The sequence below is a fragment of the Streptomyces sp. 8N706 genome (assembly GCF_052245415.1).
Taxonomy (GTDB): Bacteria; Actinomycetota; Actinomycetes; order Streptomycetales; family Streptomycetaceae; genus Streptomyces.
The window spans coordinates 24,540-42,173 of the sequence record NZ_JBQQBW010000026.1 but is presented as its reverse complement, the minus strand read 5'-3'; the positions used below and the strand labels follow the sequence as shown (position 1 = coordinate 42,173).

The 17,634-nt window shown below is 67.2% G+C and carries 17 protein-coding genes and 1 pseudogene; 11 read left to right on the top strand and 7 right to left on the bottom strand.

Translation table 11 applies throughout. The annotated features are described in order from the left end of the window. Positions 1-9: 9 nt before the first annotated feature. Positions 10-960, top strand: a complete 951-nt coding sequence (locus tag ACTWQE_RS12630) for a DMT family transporter (protein ID WP_443328989.1) — start codon at positions 10-12, stop codon at positions 958-960. A 160-nt stretch (positions 961-1,120) separates the two neighbouring features. Here the strand turns inward: ACTWQE_RS12630 and ACTWQE_RS12625 are convergent, their stop codons facing one another. From ACTWQE_RS12625 to ACTWQE_RS12615, 3 genes are all read right to left on the bottom strand, one after another. After that, positions 1,121-1,438 (bottom strand): hypothetical protein, encoded by a 318-nt coding sequence (locus ACTWQE_RS12625; RefSeq protein WP_443328988.1) that lies wholly within the window; start codon positions 1,436-1,438, stop codon positions 1,121-1,123. A 74-nt stretch (positions 1,439-1,512) separates the two neighbouring features. After that, positions 1,513-1,899, bottom strand: a complete 387-nt coding sequence (locus ACTWQE_RS12620) for a phage tail protein (protein ID WP_443328987.1) — start codon at positions 1,897-1,899, stop codon at positions 1,513-1,515. 251 nt (positions 1,900-2,150) lie between these two features. After that, positions 2,151-3,089 (bottom strand): RNA polymerase sigma-70 factor, encoded by a 939-nt coding sequence (locus tag ACTWQE_RS12615; protein ID WP_443328986.1) that lies wholly within the window; start codon positions 3,087-3,089, stop codon positions 2,151-2,153. 173 nt (positions 3,090-3,262) lie between these two features. On the opposite strand from ACTWQE_RS12615, the gene ACTWQE_RS12610 reads away from it, so the two are divergent. The 5 genes and pseudogenes from ACTWQE_RS12610 to ACTWQE_RS12590 all read left to right on the top strand — a co-directional run bounded on the left by ACTWQE_RS12610 (position 3,263) and on the right by ACTWQE_RS12590 (position 7,154). After that, positions 3,263-3,748, top strand: coding sequence for a carboxymuconolactone decarboxylase family protein (locus ACTWQE_RS12610; RefSeq protein WP_443328985.1), 486 nt, complete (start codon positions 3,263-3,265; stop codon positions 3,746-3,748). 326 nt (positions 3,749-4,074) lie between these two features. Then, positions 4,075-4,427, top strand: a pseudogene (locus ACTWQE_RS12605) (cell division protein ZapE); the annotation flags it as partial. A gap of 200 nt (positions 4,428-4,627) precedes the next feature. Then, on the top strand, positions 4,628-5,017 hold the full coding sequence (locus ACTWQE_RS12600) for a hypothetical protein (protein WP_443328984.1): 390 nt from the start codon (positions 4,628-4,630) through the stop codon (positions 5,015-5,017). An 80-nt stretch (positions 5,018-5,097) separates the two neighbouring features. Then, positions 5,098-5,679: a carbonic anhydrase gene (locus tag ACTWQE_RS12595; protein ID WP_443328983.1), complete on the top strand. Its 582-nt coding sequence runs from the start codon at positions 5,098-5,100 to the stop codon at positions 5,677-5,679. Positions 5,680-5,696: 17 nt separating this feature from the next. Further along, the gene (locus tag ACTWQE_RS12590; RefSeq protein ID WP_443328982.1) at positions 5,697-7,154 is read left to right on the top strand and encodes a SulP family inorganic anion transporter; all 1,458 of its coding nucleotides are present in this window, start codon (positions 5,697-5,699) and stop codon (positions 7,152-7,154) included. Positions 7,155-7,430: 276 nt separating this feature from the next. On the opposite strand, the gene ACTWQE_RS12585 is transcribed toward ACTWQE_RS12590, so the two are convergent. The 4 genes from ACTWQE_RS12585 to ACTWQE_RS12570 form a co-directional block, all read right to left on the bottom strand. Continuing rightward, entirely contained in the window at positions 7,431-9,044 is a 1,614-nt protein-coding gene (locus ACTWQE_RS12585) for a sodium/solute symporter (RefSeq protein ID WP_443328981.1), read from the bottom strand. Further along, entirely contained in the window at positions 9,041-9,418 is a 378-nt protein-coding gene (locus tag ACTWQE_RS12580) for a DUF485 domain-containing protein (RefSeq protein WP_443328980.1), read from the bottom strand. The genes ACTWQE_RS12585 and ACTWQE_RS12580 overlap by 4 nt, the downstream gene beginning before the upstream one ends. 53 nt (positions 9,419-9,471) lie before the next feature. Continuing rightward, positions 9,472-9,771 carry a hypothetical protein gene (locus ACTWQE_RS12575; RefSeq protein WP_443328979.1) on the bottom strand — a complete coding sequence of 100 codons (300 nt, stop codon included), beginning with the start codon at positions 9,769-9,771 and terminating at the stop codon, positions 9,472-9,474. Between the two features lie 350 nt (positions 9,772-10,121). Further along, positions 10,122-11,906, bottom strand: a complete 1,785-nt coding sequence (locus tag ACTWQE_RS12570; protein WP_443328978.1) for a sigma-54-dependent Fis family transcriptional regulator — start codon at positions 11,904-11,906, stop codon at positions 10,122-10,124. A gap of 184 nt (positions 11,907-12,090) precedes the next feature. Here ACTWQE_RS12570 and ACTWQE_RS12565 point away from each other — a divergent pair, with 184 nt between their 5' ends. The 5 genes from ACTWQE_RS12565 to ACTWQE_RS12545 all read left to right on the top strand — a co-directional run bounded on the left by ACTWQE_RS12565 (position 12,091) and on the right by ACTWQE_RS12545 (position 17,633). Continuing rightward, positions 12,091-13,116, top strand: coding sequence for an NAD(P)-dependent alcohol dehydrogenase (locus ACTWQE_RS12565; protein ID WP_443328977.1), 1,026 nt, complete (start codon positions 12,091-12,093; stop codon positions 13,114-13,116). Positions 13,117-13,135: 19 nt separating this feature from the next. Beyond that, entirely contained in the window at positions 13,136-14,737 is a 1,602-nt protein-coding gene (locus tag ACTWQE_RS12560; RefSeq protein WP_443328976.1) for an extracellular solute-binding protein, read from the top strand. Between the two features lie 84 nt (positions 14,738-14,821). Next, positions 14,822-15,700 (top strand): carbohydrate ABC transporter permease, encoded by an 879-nt coding sequence (locus tag ACTWQE_RS12555; protein WP_443328975.1) that lies wholly within the window; start codon positions 14,822-14,824, stop codon positions 15,698-15,700. Beyond that, positions 15,697-16,542 (top strand): carbohydrate ABC transporter permease, encoded by an 846-nt coding sequence (locus ACTWQE_RS12550; protein ID WP_443328974.1) that lies wholly within the window; start codon positions 15,697-15,699, stop codon positions 16,540-16,542. The genes ACTWQE_RS12555 and ACTWQE_RS12550 overlap by 4 nt, the downstream gene beginning before the upstream one ends. Beyond that, on the top strand, positions 16,539-17,633 hold the full coding sequence (locus tag ACTWQE_RS12545; RefSeq protein WP_443328973.1) for an ABC transporter ATP-binding protein: 1,095 nt from the start codon (positions 16,539-16,541) through the stop codon (positions 17,631-17,633). Before ACTWQE_RS12550 ends, ACTWQE_RS12545 begins: the two co-directional genes overlap by 4 nt. Position 17,634 lies beyond the last annotated feature (1 nt).

Sequence of the window (17,634 nt, the reverse complement as noted above, 5' to 3'; positions counted from 1 at the left end):
AGGCCGAAAGTGAAAATCCCTCAGCCGGGGCGACGGCCACCTCGCGCGAACCTGGGCGGACCAGGCATAACCCCCGGACTCGCAGCCGGCATCGTGCTGGCTTCAGCCTCCGGTTACCCCGTCGGATCGATCGGGGTGGGCGCCGCCCCGCCCTTCCTCCTCACGGCCTTTCGCATAGCGCTGGCGGCTGCCCTGATGGTGTGCATCGCTGTTGTGGTACGGGCGCGCTGGCCCAGAGGGCGGCTTCTCCTGCACACCATGATGGTGGGCGTACTCGCGCACTGTGTGCACTTCGCCGGTCTCTACGGCGGTCTGGCTGTTGGTGTGCCTCCGGCCGTTTCAGCGCTCGTGTTCGGTCTCCACCCTGTCCTGACCGCCGCCTTGGCGGGCGCCGTGTTCCGCGAGCGTCTCCACGCAAGGCAGGTGCTCGGGCTGGTGCTGGGCGCGCTGGCCGTCGTCTGTGCGCTGGGCAACCGGTTGCTGGAGGCCAACGGTCTCGATACGGGCAGTGCACTGACGCTGGTTGGCCTGTGTGGCCTGGTCTCCGGTGCGGTGTGGCACCAGCGTTACTGCACAGCCGTGGATCTCAGGGCGGCCGCCGCCGTCCAACTGAGCGCGGCCGTACCTCCCTTGCTCGTACTGGCCGCATGGGAATCCCGGCCCGTGCTCGACTGGCAGGCGGCCGCTTGGGTCTCGCTGTGGCTCGTAGTGGTGAATTCCATCGTCGGCACCCGGCTGCAACTGGAATCGGTACGCCGTGCGGGGGCCGCCAGAACCAGTACGGTCTTCTGCCTCGTCCCCTCCACCGCGGCATTGATGTCATGGCCGCTCGGCAACGCGTCCATGGACGCCGGGGTCGTCGCGGGCCTGGTGCTCGGCGCAGCGGCCTCGATTCTGGGAATTCGCACGGCTCCCGAGCCGAAGGTGTCCAGGATCAACAGTCCCCATAAGGTCCGCTGATCGCCACGCTCGCGGAGCGGTCCTGTCGGCCTTGGTGCGTTCGATGGTCCAGCGGTGCCGGCCAAGTCGCTGACTGGAGTCGATGCAAGCAGCGGTTGACACGGTGCCGGGAATTGGTCGGCGAGTTCCGGATCGGCTACGGCCGGCCCACTGCGCTTCATCACCAACATCGCGACCACCGACGCCACTGTGACCGATGCGGAGATGACCGAGCCGGTCCACCGCGGGTGTCGAGCTTGACGACGCCGTCCTCCAGGCGGGCCTGGTCCCCCTCGTCCAGCACCACCTCGGACACGAGCCGGTACACCCGACGGGTGCCCTCCCGTGCCTCCTCGACCTCGGCGAGCGTTTTGCCCTCGACCGATTGGCGGGCCTGCCGCACGAGCATGGCCTTCTGCGCCGGGTTGAGGGCGTTGGGAACCTCCCGCGACTCGTACTCCACGAGATCGGCGCCGCAGGCCGCCCGCCACCGGTCCAACTCCTCCAAAGCTCTCGCCGGCGCGAAAGCTCGGCCCAATTGTTTCAGAGGACGCTCCTCTGCAGGCCGCGTTCCTACTCGATGACCATGTCATCGAACTGGATGGTCACCGTCTCGATGCCGGTGCCCGAAGCCCAGGACCCGACGAGGTGATAGCGACGGACCGTGCTCTGCTGAGCGTCGAGCAGCGCGATGGTCACGTTCTGCACGGAGCTATCGAAGTCGTGCTTCTGCCTGGTCTGCTTGATCCAGTTGGTGAATGCTTCGCTCTTGTCCATGCCTCGGGTGATGGTCACCTCCCCGGACTGGACGGAGCCAGGCTGCTTGCGGAACACCGGCTCTCCGTCAGGCGTCATCTGCTTCACTTCGATGACGTCTTGGCCGTACGTCAGGCCGGAGACGCTCTGCAACGTCTCCAGCCGGATGGCTCCGATATCGATCGCGAACGTATGGTTCTGCACGATGCCCCTTACCTGTACTGATCACCACGGTCCAGCGGAGCGTAAGCCGGTGACCGCGGCACATGAGAGTCACGGGGTAAGTCGTGGCTGAGAGTCACTGGATTGGACTCCGGGCTTCCGCCGAACGCGTATGACTGACTGGAGTAGCGGGAAGCCGCGGTGTGTCTTCGGCGTGCGGCGTTCTTGCGGTCGACCGCTGCACGAACAATGAGCACCACAACCGGTTGTGTTCGTTTTCCGAGGCCCCGGGCTCAGCGGCGCAGGGCGGTCTCCCGCTGCATGTGCGACAGTTTCTCGGGATTGCGCACGGCGTAGAGCCCGGTGATGAGGCCATCGTCGATGCGCACCGCCACGACGGTGTCGATCGCGCCGTTGAGCCGGAGAATCAGCGCCGGGCAGGCATTGACCTGTGCTGGCTGCAGCGACGCTGCGGTGATCCTGCCCAGCCCGGCGGCCAGCAGGCGGGCCACCTTGTCGGCCCCCACGATGGGCCGCAGGACGGCCTGCTTGACTCCGCCACCGTCACCCAGGAAGACGACATCCGGCGCGAGGATGTCGAGCAGGCTCTGCAGATCGCCCGTTTCGGCCGCCCGTTGGAACGCATCGAGCGCCTCTCGGGTCTCGGTCGGGGAAACGATCCCGCGCGGCCGGCGCGCCGCGACGTGTGCCCGTGCCCGGTGCGCGATCTGGCGGACCGCGGCCGGGCTCTTGCCGACGGCTTCGGCGATCTCGTCGTACCCGAGCTCGAACACCTCGCGCAGCACGAACACGGCCCGCTCGGTCGGCGTGAGCGTCTCCATCACCAGCAGCATCGCCAAGGAGATGCTGTCGGCCAGCTCGACATCCTCGGCCACGTCGGGCGCGGTCAGCAGCGGCTCGGGCAACCAGGGGCCGACGTAGGACTCCCTGCGGCGGCCGAGTGTACGCAGCCGGCTCAGCGCCTGGCGCGTGGTGATCCGGACCAGGTACGCACGCTGATCCCGCACCGTGCCGAGATCGACACCCGCCCACCGCAGCCAGGTCTCCTGCAGGACGTCCTCCGCGTCGGCGGCCGAGCCGAGCATCTCGTAGGCGACGGTGAACAGCAGGTTGCGGTGGGCGACGAACGCCTCGGTGGCAGGGTCCGTGCGTCCGCCGCCGGGGAGCTGCCCGGCCGTGTCCTGTATGCGCTCGCTGTGTTCGCTCTTCACCGGCTGCTCCTGCCTGTTCGCTCTCGACGGTGCCACGCGCACAAGACGCCGGTCCCCGCAGCTTTGTGACACCCATGAGCGGTGGCGCACGTCACACGACCGCCCCGTCACAAGGAGCGGGTCGCCGGCATCTCGTGTTCGTTCAGTGCAACACCACGAGTGAGGACGAAGTCATGGACGCCCGATTCAACATGTTCGACAACGAGATCGCCGCCAAGTTCGCCAAGCGGTTCGCCAACGCCAGCCTGGTGATCCACCAGTCGCCGCTGCCGAAGTCCACGCAGGAGCTGGTGTCGCTGCGCGCCAGCCAGATCAACGGCTGCGGTTGGTGCATCGACATGCACACCAAGGAGGCCGCAGCCGCCGGTGAAACCGCGGTCCGGCTCAACCTGGTCGCCGCCTGGCGCGAGTCCACCGTGTTCACCGAGGCCGAGCGGGCCGCGCTGGCGCTCGCCGAAGAGGGCACCCGGCTCGCCGACGCCCACCACGGCGTGTCCGACGAGACCTGGGCCCAGGTACGCAAGCACTACGACGAGGACCAGATCGCCGCGCTGGTCTCCTTGGTCGCCCTGATCAACGCGGCCAACCGGCTCGCCGTGATCGTGCGCCAGCAGGGAGGCTCCTACGAGCCCGGCATGTTCGCCGCCGCGTTCAACTGATCGGCAGGCGAATCCGGCCCGGCCCAGGGTCATTCGATCCGGGCCGGGGCCCGCGCATGTCCGGGCGCGGCTACGGCGGCCCCCTCCCTCCTGACGCCCGGCCGCAGGTCAGCGCGGGTTTGCCTGGGGAATCAAGCCGAGCAACTCCGAGGCCACCCCGAGCACCTGGCTGGGAGATTCAGACATCGCCATCAGGAAGAGCCGTCCGGCCGGTCTTCTGCGTCATGGTGCGGGAGCAGCTGTCCCGACGGTCTGCGCCGCGGATAGAGCTGCTGGCACGCCGCATGGGAGAGCACCTCGGCTGTGCAGCCCCGAGCCGCCATCATGCCCCGTACTCCGACGAGCAGGTGACGAAGGCTGGATATGCCACCGCAGGGCCTCGCTCGATGGCTTCCCACACCTGTTGGACCACCTCGCTGAGGTCCACGCCATCCGGTACGGCGCGTTGACCGACGGCATCAAGGGGGTGTGCCTCACCGACGTGCCCGGTGCGGACCAGTCGAGGCCCTGCGGCTCGCCGCGGACCGGCTCCCCGACTGTGGAGTACCGGTCCTGGCCTCGGGCTTGCCCTTCGACGAGGTGTTCAGCACGGAGATGCTGAAGGGGCTACCGCAAGAAGTACATCCGGGCGATCTCCCAGCCCACCGCGCCGGCGCGGGATGCGGGGCGGCTCGTCGAGCCCCATAGCCGAGCAACTCCGATGTGTAAAGGGCGAGTTCACGCCAACCAACCCTGCCTCTTCAGGCTCTCTTCAGCAGGAAACGTTAAGTTAACCCTGCAAACAACTTCGTCGGGCTAATGTGTTTCTTGACCAGTCATTGACCAATCGTTGGCGCGAGCAAGAGGTGTGAACTTCCTGGAGGGCGTATGTTCCGAGGTGTGACGGCCCGGACCGTGCTTGCGGTCCTCGCCGCTGTCCTGCTCGCCCTCCCGTTCTTGGCACCCGCGACGCCCTTCGCACTCGCGCACACGGCCCGCCACTCTGATGGCAAAGCCCAGTCCGTAAGCAAGCTCTCTGGGAAGGCGCTGAGCGACGAAGCCGTCACCTGTCGCGACGTCGGCTACCTCGGCGGCCCGGGCCGCCCCCTGCGCACCCTCCACCGGCACTGTGCCGCCGACTCCGTGCCCCAGCCGCCCGAGCGCCCCCTGTCGGCGGCGCAGGACCCGGCCGTCGCGGATGAATCGATCCCGCCCAGAGCCGGGCACCACGGCTCGTCGGGGTTTTCGACAGCCCACTCCCCGGCCGCACTCCAGGTCTTCCGCTGCTGACAGCGGAGCAGTCCCCACCCCCCACGTTTGTCCTGCCCGTCCGACGCGCCCCCACGGCGCGCCAGGAGGAATCACCACACATGCAGCCCCTCATCGACAACGCCCGCACGTTTGGACAGTGCCCTGAGGAGTTCGCCAAGCTCGCCGAGGGCCAGTCCCCGCAGGTCCTCTTCATCACCTGCTCCGACTCCCGGGTCGTACCGGCCCTGATCACGGGCGCCCGCCCCGGCGAGCTCTTCGAGCTGCGCACCGCGGGCAACATCGTCCCCCCGTACGCCTCCGAGCGCCCCACCTCCGAGGCCGCCACCATCGAGTACGCCGTGGAGGTGCTCGGCGTGCAGGACATCGTCGTCTGCGGCCACTCCCACTGCGGTGCCGTCGGCGCGCTGGTGCGCGGCGACGACCTCGAGGCCGTCCCTGCCGTACGCGACTGGCTCGCGCATGCCGCGGACAAGCCGGCGCCGGCCGACCCGGGCGACCCGGCGGTCGCCGCGGCCGTGCAGCACCACGTACTCGCCCAGCTGCTCCGCCTGAGCTCCTACCCCTGTGTGGAAAAGGCGTTGGCCGAGGGACGGCTGCGGGTGCGCGGCTGGTACTACGAAGTGCACACCGGGGCCGTACGCGAACACCGCGCGGACACCGACACCTTCGCGGCCCTGTGAGCGGCGCCATGACTGCTATGACCAAATTCCCCTACCTCAAGCAGGACTTCGCCGCCTCCCTCGTCGTCTTCCTGGTCGCGCTGCCGCTGTGCGTCGGCGTGGCCGTCGCCTCCGGCGTCCCGGCAGAGCTCGGCCTCGTCACCGGCATCGTGGGCGGCATCGTCACGGGGTTGATGCCCGGCAGCAGCCTCCAGGTGTCCGGGCCGGCCGCGGGTCTGACCGTGCTGGTCTTCGAGGCCGTCCGCGAGTTCGGGCTGCCTGCGCTCGGCGTGATCGTGCTGGCCGCCGGACTGCTCCAGCTCGTCACGGGCGCACTGAAGCTGGGCCGCTGGTTCAGGGCCATCTCGGTCTCCGTGGTCGAGGGCATGCTGGCCGGAATCGGGCTCGTGATCATCGCGGGCCAGCTGTACGCGGCGGCGGGGCTGAAGGCCCCGGCGTCCGGCATCGACAAGATCGCGGGGCTGCCGGAGGCGCTCGTCCACGCCCTCGGCAGCACCGAGGCCCTGGCCTCGCTCGGGGTCGGCGCGGGCACCATCGCCGTGATGGTGCTGTGGAAGCGGATGCCGAAGCGAGCCCAGGCGGTGCCGGGCGCCCTGGCGGCGGTAGCACTGGCCACACTCGCCTCGCTGGCGTTCAGCCTGCCGGTCGCCACGGTTCAGATGCAGGGACTCCTCGGCACAATCCAGCCGCCCGGGGCCGACGCCTTCGGCGAGCTGGCCGACCCCGCCATCTTCGGCACGATCCTCGCATTCGCGCTGATCGCCTCCGCCGAAAGCCTGTTCAGCGCGGCGGCCGTGGACCGGCTGCACAAGGGGCCGCGCACCGCTTACGACAAGGAGCTCATGGCACAGGGCACGGGCAATGCCCTGTGCGGGCTGCTCGGCGCGCTGCCGATGACCGCCGTGATCGTGCGCAGCTCGGCCAACGTCCAGGCGGGCGCGAAGACCAAGGCCTCCCGCGTGCTGCACGGCGTGTGGCTGCTGCTGTTCGCGGCATTGCTGCCGTCCACCCTGGCGCTGATCCCGCTGCCCGCCCTCGCCGGCATCCTCGTACACGCGGGCTGGAAGCTGATTCCGTTCCGGCAGATCGTGCCGCTGTGGCGGGAGCACCGCGGTGAGGCGCTGATCCTGGTGGTCACGGCCGTAGCGATCGTCGCGGTCAACATGTTCGAGGGCGTGCTGATCGGCCTGGCGCTGTCAGTCGCCAAGACCGCCTGGCAAGCCTCGCACGTCAAGCTCGAGGTCATCGACAAGGGCGCCGGCCCCGTCCAGGCGTACCTGTCGGGCAACGCGACTTTCCTGCGCCTGCCGAAGATCCTCGACAGCCTGGAGACGCTGCCCCAAGACCGGCCGATCGAGGTGGACCTGTCCGGGCTGCACCACCTGGACCACGCCTGCCGCACGGCGCTGGAGAACTGGGCCGAGCGGCACAGCGAGACCGGCACCGAGCCTGTGAAGGTCACCTCGGCGAGCTGACACGCTGAGCGGCGGGGCGGTACGCAACCATGTTGCGTACCGCCCCGCCTGACGACTCGGCTCGGCGGTGGGCTGTTCCTCCTCTGGCTGGTCTCGGCCGCCGCGCCTTGGTTCACCACGACAGCAGGCGCGGGGCAGTGGCGAGGAGCGCCGATGTGAGACACCGGGAGAAGGATCGGCTGGCCGGTATCCCATTCGGCACTCGCGGACCATGTCCCGTCTGGACCACGTCCGGTTACCGTGGGGGCTGTCCAGCGCGGCAGCCCCACGGCCCGCTCACATGGGTGGCGTGTCGGCACCCGCCAGAATGCGCGGTTCAATGGCCTCGAACTGCTGTTGCTCCCGTTGCCGGGTACGGCGGTCGCTGAGTTGGGTGCCGAGCCAGCCGAGGAAAAAGCCGACGGGGATGGAGACCAGCCCGGTGGTGTGCAGCGGGAACCAGCTGAAGTCCTGGCCGGGGATGAGGGCGTTGGGGCCTCCGGATGTCACCGTGGAGAACGTCAGGAGCACCAGGACGCAGGCACTGCCGCCGATGAGCGTGGTGAGCAGGCCGGTACGGGTGTAGCGGCGCCAGAAGAGGCTGTAGACGAGTGCCGGAGAAATGACCGAGGCGCCGATGCAGAACGACAGGGTGATCAGTGCCTGAAGCGCCCAGTCCTGGACGACGATCGCGAGAGCCACGGCGGGCAGCCCCACGCCGAGTCCGGCCAGCCGGGCGGTGACCATTTCACGGCTCCGGGAGACCGTGCCGTCGCGCAGCCCCTGGGCGAACAAGTCGTGGGCCAGCGACGAGGCACAGGCCAGGGTCATCCCCGCCACGGACGAGAGCAGGGTGAGGAAGACCGCGGTGGCGACGGCGCTGAAGACGAGGGTGGAGAAGGTTCCCGAGCCTTCGACGACTGCCTGGCCGATCTGCAGGATGGCGAGGCTGCCCTGCGGGCTCCCGGCACCGATTTTACGGCTGCCGATGAAGGCCGTGGCGCCGATGCCGATGACGGCGATGAGCAGCACGATGTAGATCACCACGGCTGACGCCCAGGACATGGCGCGGCGTATGTCCGGTGCGCTCTTCGCGGTGTACATGCGCATGGTGACGTGAGGGAGGACGGCTGCCCCGATGACCACGGTGAGCATGCCGCTGATGGTGTCCAGGCGTCCTGTGGTGTCGGTGCCGAACTGCAGGCCCGAGCTGAGGAAGGCCATCCCGGCTCCGCTGCCCCGCTTGGCTCGGTCGAGCAGCTCGACGGGGCTCCAGCCGACCCGGTCCATGACCAGGAACGCGACGATGGTGACCGCGCCGGTCAGGACGACGATCTTGATGATCTGGATGAGGGCGGTGCCCTTCATGCCGCCGATGGTCGCGTAGGCGATCATCAGCAGGCCGAGCACGGTGATGCACCCGGTGCGTACGCCTTCGCCGGAGAAGCCCAGGATGAGGGCGACGAGATGACCGGCTCCGGCGAGCTGGACGACAATCATCGGTACGACGGCGAGCAGGGTGATGACGCTGGTGACGATGCGCACCTGCCGACTGGGGAAGCGCCGGGCGAGGGCGTCGCCCATGGTGAACTTGCCCGCGTTGCGGAGAGGTTCGGCCAGCAGGAACATCAGTAGCAGCAGGGACAGCGCGGTGCTGAGGGCGAGGGTGAGGCCGTCGTAGCCGGTGAGTGCGACGATGCCGATGGTGTTCAGGATGGTGGCGCCTGAGACGTAGTCACCGGCGATGGCGAGTCCGTTGCGAACGGGAGAGAGGCTGCGATAGCCGGTGTAGAAGTCGCCGAGGTCCTCACTTTCTGCGCTGGCCATGATGCACATCAGCAGACTGACGCTGACGACCGCGCTGAAGATGACCAGGGACAGGGTCTGGGCGGAGGAGTCGAAGGTGTTCACCAGCCGCGTCCCTCAACAGTCTCGTCCTGCTGCGCGGCGGCTGCCCGTACGCCGTCGGCAAGCGGGTCGACGTTGCGCTGGGCGAGTCGTTCGTAGGCGATGACCGCCAGTAAGGCGACGGGCAGTTGCAGCAGGCCCATGAGGAGACCGAGGTTGAGCCCCAAGAACAGCTCGGTGTCCATGACGTCCGGAGCGAACCCGGACAGGAGGAGCAAGAGGACTAAGTAGCCGAGCGCGGTCAGCGTCATGCTGCTGCGCAGCAGCCGGTAGGCGGAGCGCAGTCGGCGCACGTCGCCGGTGGTGCTGCGGGTCTGCGGGGACTGCCGCCGGGGCGGCAGGAACGAGTGGGGGTGGGATGGTGCGTCGGATGGCATGAGGTGCTCTTCTGGTGCTGGAGGGTCTGTGCGTCGTGGGGGACAGGTGCACGTTACTCACAAGTAGCAAGTGGAGGGAAGGGCCACCGCGGAATGGTTACCACCGGAATCACCGCTGAACGCCCTTTGCCAGGGCCTGTGTTCAAAGATTCCGAGGTCGCCTCGATCACCACCAGCGTCACCCGCGCGGCAAGCAGGTGGTCGCGCAGGGCGAGCACCGCGTTCGTCGTCGATCCCGTCGTGGTCCCGGTCGTGAAGGACCCCCGCCGCTTTGCACTCGGGGTGCGAACGCACGCCTTGGCGTCCTTCTTGCTGATGTCCAGGCCGGCGCAGCGTTCCTGCAGCACGTCCACGGTCCTGCCTCCTCCCTCGCCGGACAGCCGGGTACGCCGTTCCGGGAGGGCCAGGGCGCATCAGGAATTCTGACGCACGTGCTTCGCAGCAACACCCCACGGTTCCCGTGGACGGCCCCCAGCACCACGACCGTCAGGCGCCCCCGCGATGCCGTACACCGCTGTCGCCAAGTGCCATGAGCCCAAGGGAACCGGTGGTTGTTACGGTGCGCTGGGCTGGAGTCGGCATCGCGCTGCCGGGCAACCGGACGTCGACCGGCACCAGTTCGCTGGTCACCGACGCGGTCAGGGAGGGCTTGTGCTTGATCTTGTGGGCGCTGATGTGCAGTTCCCCATGGTCCGCACCCCAGCTACGTGAGGCTCGACGGGACGATCCCGTAACGGCGCATCTTGCGGTATATGGTGGCGCGGGAGATCCCGAGATCCTGTGCGGTGCGCTGGACGTTGGAGTTGCGGTCCATCAGCCCACGCAGTATGGCATCACGTTCCAGCGCTTCGATGGTGGTCAAGACCCTGTGCGAGGACACCCGGCATTCCGGCGGGAGATCCTCCACTCGGAGGATCCGGCCGGATGGTCGCCGTGCGAAGCCACGGATCACCGGCTCGAGCTGCCGGACATTCTCTGGCCAAGGACATCGCTGAAGCATGGCAAGCGCCTCCGAGGAACAACTGCTCTCTCCGCTCGGCCGATATTTGAGCAGGAAGAACCGGACCAGGTGCTCGATGTCTCCATAGCGATGACGGAGGGGCGGCACCTCCACCGAGGCGCCGCACAGACGGTCGAGCTGGTCGTCGGCACCGACCATGGACGGCTGGCTTGTCATGACCAGTTGCCCGGTGGCGGTCCGATCAAGCCGCGCCAGGAGACTCCTCAGCTGCTTGCGCACGTGGTCGCCCAGCAGGTGGACATCGCACAGGACGACCACGTTCGACGGTTCGGCCAGCAGGTCGTTGATGTGGCTCAGCCAGAGCTCCGTGGCGTGCGGCGACTCCGACAGCGGCGCTTCGACCATCGCGAGCGGGCCGCCGCCACCGTGGGCTCGGTGGAGGGATTCGACCAGTGTGCTCTTGCCGACACCGGCTTCGCCGACGAGATGAAGCCAGGTCCCGGCGATGAACGCCGCCTCGCTTTCGGCGACCGCGCGCAGCCATGGCCGGGACGAGCCCACCAACCCCAGGCTCGACCGCGCACCTCCGACGGAGACGACCGGCCCGGGCTGGGGACGTCCGATCACCCGGACGCGGAAGATGGCGCCCGCGTCGCTGTCCTCGCGCCGGCTACGGCTGACCCGGAGCTCGGCGACGCGGCCAGAGGGGAGGGCGATACTACGAGTCCCTTCGAACCGGGGGTCGTCGGCGATCTCCCGTGCGTGGTCGATCAGCGCGTAGTGATCCGGTCCGGTCACGGCCGTACTCAGCTGCTCGTTCATCATGACCACATCACGATTGAGGGCCAGGACAGGCCCGGGGCGCACCGAGGAGCACGCGTCCATGTAGTCCTGGAACAGGGCCCGCTCTCGCCGCGAACTGATCGCGGCGATCTCGCTTTCGATCTGGCCCGCGACAGAGCGGGCCAAGGCCATGAGCATTCCGGCAGAGCCCTGAAGGCTCGTTGTCAGATTGAAGGCTCCCAGCAGGGTGCGCCGGGTGGGATGCAGGATCGGCACGGCCGCGCAGTGGAAGTCCCGCAGCGCCTCGACGTAGTGCTCGCTTCCGGAGATCATGACGGGTCGGCCGCTGGCCAGCGCGGTCCCGATGCCGTTGGTGCCCACGTAGCGCTCGGAGAACACATGGCCCGGGGCCAGGTGCACGCGGTTGAGCCGCGTCGTCAGACCCTCGTGGGAGACCATTCGGGACAGCACCACGCCGTCCCGGTTCGTGACCATCGTGGACACCGGGTCGTCGGCAAGCTGCTCGTGCAGCCTGTTCAGGATCGGTAGCGCCGCCCGGGCGAGCGGGCTGTCCAGATTGGCGTTCTCCAGGTACGGAGCGTCGAGGCAGCTCGACTTCACCTCGTGCTCGATCGAACGTTGCCACGAGGCGACCACGAGCGGGCGGACGCTCGGATCCTTGGTGACTTCCAGACACAGCTCTCTGGCTGCTGTCAGAGAGCTGCCAGGTGGACGTCGGGGCATTTAACACTCCCGTATGGCGCTCGTCACAATCCTCGGTGGAGTGATTGGAGCAGCTCGGCGGCCCCACGCCTATGGCGTGTATCACATTGATACATTCGCGGACGGCTTCTGAGACATCGACCTGCGAGCGGCGGCCTGTGTAATCGGCGCACCAGCCACCCGCCGACTCGCAGGGGAGCCGCAAATGAAAGCCGTGCAGGTCATCGAGTACGACGAGCCGCCAGTGCTCGTGGATGTGCCGGACCCGCAGATCACCGGTCCACTGGATGTGATCGTAACGGTCGGAGGTGCGGGGGTCTGCCGCACCGATCTCCACATCCTCGAAGGACAGTGGAAGGAGAAGAGCGGGGTCGTCCTGCCCTACACCATCGGTCACGAGAACGCCGGCTGGGTGGATGCGGTGGGGGAGGCCGTCACGCACGTCAAGGTCGGCGACCCGGTCATCCTGCACCCCCTGGTGACCTGCGGTCTGTGCCGTGCCTGCAGGGCCGGCGACGACGTGCACTGTATGAACTCATCCTTCCCGGGGATCGACACCCACGGGGGCTACGCCGAGTACCTGAAGACGACCGCCCGCTCGGTCGTGGCACTCGACCCTTCCCTTGAGCCGGCCTCGGTCGCGGCTCTGGCCGATGCCGGGCTCACGGCGTACCACGCTGTCGCCAAGGCGGCCCGGGTCCTGCGCCCTGGTGACCGGGCCGTGGTGATCGGCGCCGGTGGACTCGGGCACATCGGCATACAGGTGCTCCGGGCCCTCTCGCCGGTCGAGATGATCGTCATCGACCGGAGCCCGGATGCCCTCGCCCTTGCCAAGGAACTGGGGGCCGAACACACGCTTCTCGCGGACGGGACCGAGGCCGAACGCGTCCTGGAGCTGACCGGAGGGCACGGGGCGGAAGCGGTGCTGGACTTCGTCGGCGAGGGGGGCGCCGTCGAGACGGGCGTGGCCTGCCTGCGCCGCAACGGCAACTACTACGTCATCGGTTACGGCGGTCAGCTCGACGTCCCGACGATCGACGTCATCTCCACGGAGATCAACTTCATCGGCAACCTCGTGGGGTCCTACAACGACCTCGCCGAGCTGATGGTCCTGGCGGCCCAGGGCAAGGTCAGCCTGCACACCCAGCGGTACCCCCTGGCGTCCTTCCAGGACGCCCTCGACGACTTGTCCGCTGGTGCCGTACGCGGCCGAGCGATCTTGATTCCCTGACGGCGAAGGAGCAGCCCCCATGCGCAAGAGATCGAAGGGCCTGGTCGCCGCCACCGCGGTCGCGGCCCTCGCCGCCACCGGATGCACCGGCCAGAGCCAGGTCGAGAACAAGCCCGACAAGGCCGCGCTGTTCAAGCCCGGATCGGAGATCAGCTACAGCGAGTACGGCAAGAACTACCCGAAGACGAAGGTGAAGGACGTCCCGGGGCCCTGCAGTTACGAGTCCATCAGCCGCAGGGACTACTCCGGTCAGACACTGAAGGTCATCAGCCACGCCGTCCCCGTCATCGGCGAGCCGACCCAGCTGCATGCCAAGCAGTTCGAGAAGATCACCGGGGCGAAGGTCGAGGTGGTCAACGTCCCGTTCGGGGAACTGCACCAGAAGATCCTCACGCCCTTGCAGGCGAGCCAGCCGGCGTATGACGTCATGTTCTACCCCTCCTTGTGGATCGGCGACATGGCTCCTTATCTGGCGCCCGTGCCCAAGAAGTATCTGGACACCCCCGGCATGAAGGACGTCACGCAGGCCTACATGGACGTGGCTACCTGGGACGGGAAGGTGGTGCAGTACCCGGTCGACGGTGACCGGCACTACCTCAAGGCCCGCACCGATGTCCTGAAGGATCCGAAGCGACAGGCGGAGTACAAGGAGGCCACCGGCAAGGAACTGCGGGTCCCCGAGACCTGGGCCGAATACCAGGAGGTCGCCGAGTTCTTCAGCGACAAGGATGTCGACGGCGACGGCAAGCGCAACTTCGGCAGCGCCGAGGTGACCAAGCGTGACGACCTGACGTTCTCCGCGTTTATCAGCCGTGCGGCGCCGTATGTGAAGCACCCTGACGTCAAGGGTGGCGTCTTCTTCGACGTCGACACCATGAAGCCGCTGATCAACACGCCCGGCTTCGTCCGCGCCCTGGGAGACATGGTGAAGGCCAAGTCGACCTGGGCACCCGGTGGCGCCAACTTCGGCCTGGGGGATGAAATCTTCTCCTTCGGAGGCGGCCAGGCGCTGATGTCCTATTCGTGGGACGACGCGTTCATCCAGGCCCAGCAACCGGACAGCAAGATCCGCAACAAGGTCGAGGCGGCTCCGCTGCCGGGATCCAAGGAGGTCTACAACCGCAAGACGGAGAAGTGGGACAAGACGCCGAACCAGGCTCCCTACTTCACCTGGGGATGGACCTCGGCGGTGGCCAAGGCCGCGCCCAACCAGCAGATGGCCTTCGACTACCTGTGCTTCTTCAGCAACGAGGCCAACACCGCCCTGGACCTGACCATCGGCCGCTTCGGTGTCAACCCGTACCGCGAGTCCCACTTCGATGCGGCCTTCTGGGAGAAGCAGGGCTGGGACAAGGACGTCGCGAAGTCGTACGTGCAGACCCTCTCCGGCATGGAGAAGAGCACCAACCGCCTCTTCGACCTGCGCGTACCCGGCGTCAACCAGTACATGTCCGCCCTGGCCAACGGGGTCTCGGCCGCTCTGGCAGGGCAGAAGTCTCCGCAGCGGGCGCTGGACGACGTGGCCGAGGAATGGGCCAAGACCACCGAGCAGATCGGCACGGACAAGGTCCAAAAGGCCTACCGCAACGTGGTGGCCCTCGAGGACTACGACTACTCCTGACCCGATCGCAGGACGCCCCCGGGGGAGCCGGCCACGCCGGCCGGCCCCCCTGGGGGGCGCTCCCCCACTTCCGCAAGGAGAACCATGGACGTCCTGCGTCGGCACAAGAGCATGTTCCTGCTCCCCGGACTGCTCACGCTCGCGCTGATCATCATCTTCCCGCTCTTGTTCACCATTCGTGTCAGCTTCTCCGGCTGGAACGTCAGCAGCCCCCAGATGGACTTCATCGGAGGGGCCAACTACGCCACGATGCTGGGCGACAGCCGCTTCTGGGCCTCGATCATGCGCCTGGTCCTGCTGGCGGGCGGCACGGTCCTGATCCAGTACGTCATCGGGTTCGGGATGGCCCTGCTGGTCTGGCGTGACGTACGCGGCCGACGGCTTTGGCGGGTGCTGTTCCTCGTCCCCATGATGACCACTCCCGTCGTGATGGCCGCCATCTGGCAGACGATCTTCCACGAGTCACTGGGGCCAGTGAATGATCTGCTCGGGAGGCTGGGCCTCACCGAGATCGCTTGGCTCACCGAGTCCGGGCCGGCACTGGCCGCGCTGATGACCGTCGAGGTCTGGCAGTGGACCCCGTTCATGTTCCTGCTGCTGCTGGCCGGCCTGCTGAGCCTCCCCAAGGAACCGTTCATGGCCGCCGCGATCGACGGCGCCGACACGTGGCGCACCTTCTGGAAAGTGACCTTCCCGCTCATGGCACCGGTGTCGGTCGCGGCCGTCATCATCCGGCTGATCGAGGCGTCCAAGCTCTCCGACAGCGTCTACGTGCTCACCTCCGGAGGGCCGGGCTCCTCCACGGAGACTCCGGGCTACTACCTCTACATCCAGGGGCTCAGGGATCAGCAGACCGGGTACAGCGGCGCAATGTCCCTGACCTACCTGGTCCTGATGATCGTCACGCTCACGGCCGTTGCCGCCTTGCTGACCAAGGCCCTCAAACTGAAGGGGGACTCATGAGATCGCTCCTTTACCCCGCATTCAAGTACACCGTCATCGGACTCTGGGCATGCTTCGTCGCGGGACCGTTCTTCTGGGCCATGACGACCAGCTTCAAGGACGCCAACGGGGTCCAGGGGGGCGCCACCTACATCCCCTGGATGCAGTACGAACCCACCGCCACCGGCTGGCACAACATCTTCGGTGGTGCCGGTGGTATCGATGTGATCCATCCCTTCATCAACAGCGCCATCATCACCATCGCGGCTTCTGCCATCAGCCTCGCCCTCGGCTCCCTGGCTGCCTACGCGTTGTCCCGCTACCGGTTCAAGCTCGGCTTCATCAAGAACAGCGACATCGTCTTCTTCTTCGTGTCACAGCGGATCATGCCGCCCGTCGTCCTGGTGATCCCCTTCTTCTACCTCCTGCAGCAGGTCAACCTCCTGGACAGCATCCTGGGCCTGGTCATCGTGACGGTCGCCCTGCTGCTGCCGATCGCGGTCTGGGTGATGGTGGACTTCTTCAACGGCATCCCGCGTGAGATCGACGAGATGGCCATGCTTGACGGATGCCCTCCGTTCCAGACCTTCGTCCGTGCGATCCTGCCGAACTCCCTGCCAGGGCTGACCGTGGCGGCCATGTTCTGCGCGGTGTTCGGCTGGAACGACTTCTTCTTCGCCTTCAGGCTGACCTTCACAGAGATCCAGACTCTGCCCCAAGCGGTCGTCGCCCTCAACTCATCGATCCCACCCTGGTGGACCCTGTCCGCCGCCGCGCTCTTCGGCGTGGCTCCGCTGATCCTGCTCGCGCTCTGGGTGGAGCGCTATCTGTCAAAAGGCAACCTGTCGGGAGCGGTCCGATGAATCTGAGCGCCACTGATCTGTCCCTGTCGGTCGACGGCGTCGACCATCTCAAGAACGTGACAGCGACCTTTCTACCGGGACGGCTCCACACCGTCATCGGTCGGACGATGGCCGGAAAGACGACGCTGCTGCGGGTGCTTGCCGGTCTGCAGCGGGTGGACTCCGGCTCCCTGACCAGGGAGGGAGCCGATTTCCTGAAGACGCCGGTCTGGCGACGCGATACCGCCATGGTCTACCAGCAGTTCATCAACTACCCGCATCTCACGGTGTTCGACAATGTCGCCTTCCCGCTCCGGCGGGCCGGACTGTCACGGGGTGAGATTCAGCGGCGTGTCCGGCACAGCCTGGTGAGTGTGGGCCTGGCCGACTTCGAGCGGCGCAAGCCCTCGCAGCTCTCCGGCGGCCAGCAGCAGCGCGTCGCGGTGGCTCGCGCCCTTGCACGCGGCACCGGCATTCTCCTGCTCGACGAGCCGCTGGCAAACCTGGATTACAAGTTGCGTGAACAGCTGCGCGACGAGTTCAAAACGCTCTTCTCGGATCAGGGCGACACGGTAGTGATCTACACGACCACGGAACCCGCTGAGGCGATGATGCTCGGTGACGTGGTGCTGGTCATGCATGAGGGACAGATCCTCCAGACCGGCACCCCGCAGGAGGTCTTCGAGCGCCCGGCGACGACCACGGTGGCGTCCATCATCAACGACCCGCCCATGAACATCTTTGCGGGCCGGATCGAGGGCGGTCAGGTCACAGTGGCCGGCTTCCAGGCCACGCACGTGTCCGCTCATCTCGCCGGCCTGCCTGATGGTGCCTACCAGTTCGGCCTGCGTGCAACGGACGTCAGCCTGGCCTCCACCGGTGTCGAGGGGGAGGTCACCTTCGTTGAGATCTCCGGGTCCGAGACCTTCGTTCACGTGGCCGTCGGCGAGACTCCGTTTGTCGTGCAGATCGAGGGCATCCATGACGTCGCTCTCGGTGATCTGGTGAAACTGCGGCTCCGTCCCGAGCGGTTGTTCGCATTCGACGAGAAGGGAACGCTCGTGCGGACACCTTCATACGATCTTGATCTCGCTTCAGTGGAAGGGCGTTGAT

Coding starts and splice junctions, on each gene's coding strand:
- ACTWQE_RS12610 (WP_443328985.1), top strand. CDS start 3,263: ATGGACGCCCGATTCAACATGTTCGACAACGAGATCGCCGCCAAGTTC.
- ACTWQE_RS12590 (WP_443328982.1), top strand. CDS start 5,697: ATGACCAAATTCCCCTACCTCAAGCAGGACTTCGCCGCCTCCCTCGTC.
- ACTWQE_RS12570 (WP_443328978.1), bottom strand. CDS start 11,906: ATGCCCCGACGTCCACCTGGCAGCTCTCTGACAGCAGCCAGAGAGCTG.
- ACTWQE_RS12580 (WP_443328980.1), bottom strand. CDS start 9,418: ATGCCATCCGACGCACCATCCCACCCCCACTCGTTCCTGCCGCCCCGG.
- ACTWQE_RS12560 (WP_443328976.1), top strand. CDS start 13,136: ATGCGCAAGAGATCGAAGGGCCTGGTCGCCGCCACCGCGGTCGCGGCC.
- ACTWQE_RS12565 (WP_443328977.1), top strand. CDS start 12,091: ATGAAAGCCGTGCAGGTCATCGAGTACGACGAGCCGCCAGTGCTCGTG.
- ACTWQE_RS12550 (WP_443328974.1), top strand. CDS start 15,697: ATGAGATCGCTCCTTTACCCCGCATTCAAGTACACCGTCATCGGACTC.
- ACTWQE_RS12595 (WP_443328983.1), top strand. CDS start 5,098: ATGCAGCCCCTCATCGACAACGCCCGCACGTTTGGACAGTGCCCTGAG.
- ACTWQE_RS12545 (WP_443328973.1), top strand. CDS start 16,539: ATGAATCTGAGCGCCACTGATCTGTCCCTGTCGGTCGACGGCGTCGAC.
- ACTWQE_RS12555 (WP_443328975.1), top strand. CDS start 14,822: ATGGACGTCCTGCGTCGGCACAAGAGCATGTTCCTGCTCCCCGGACTG.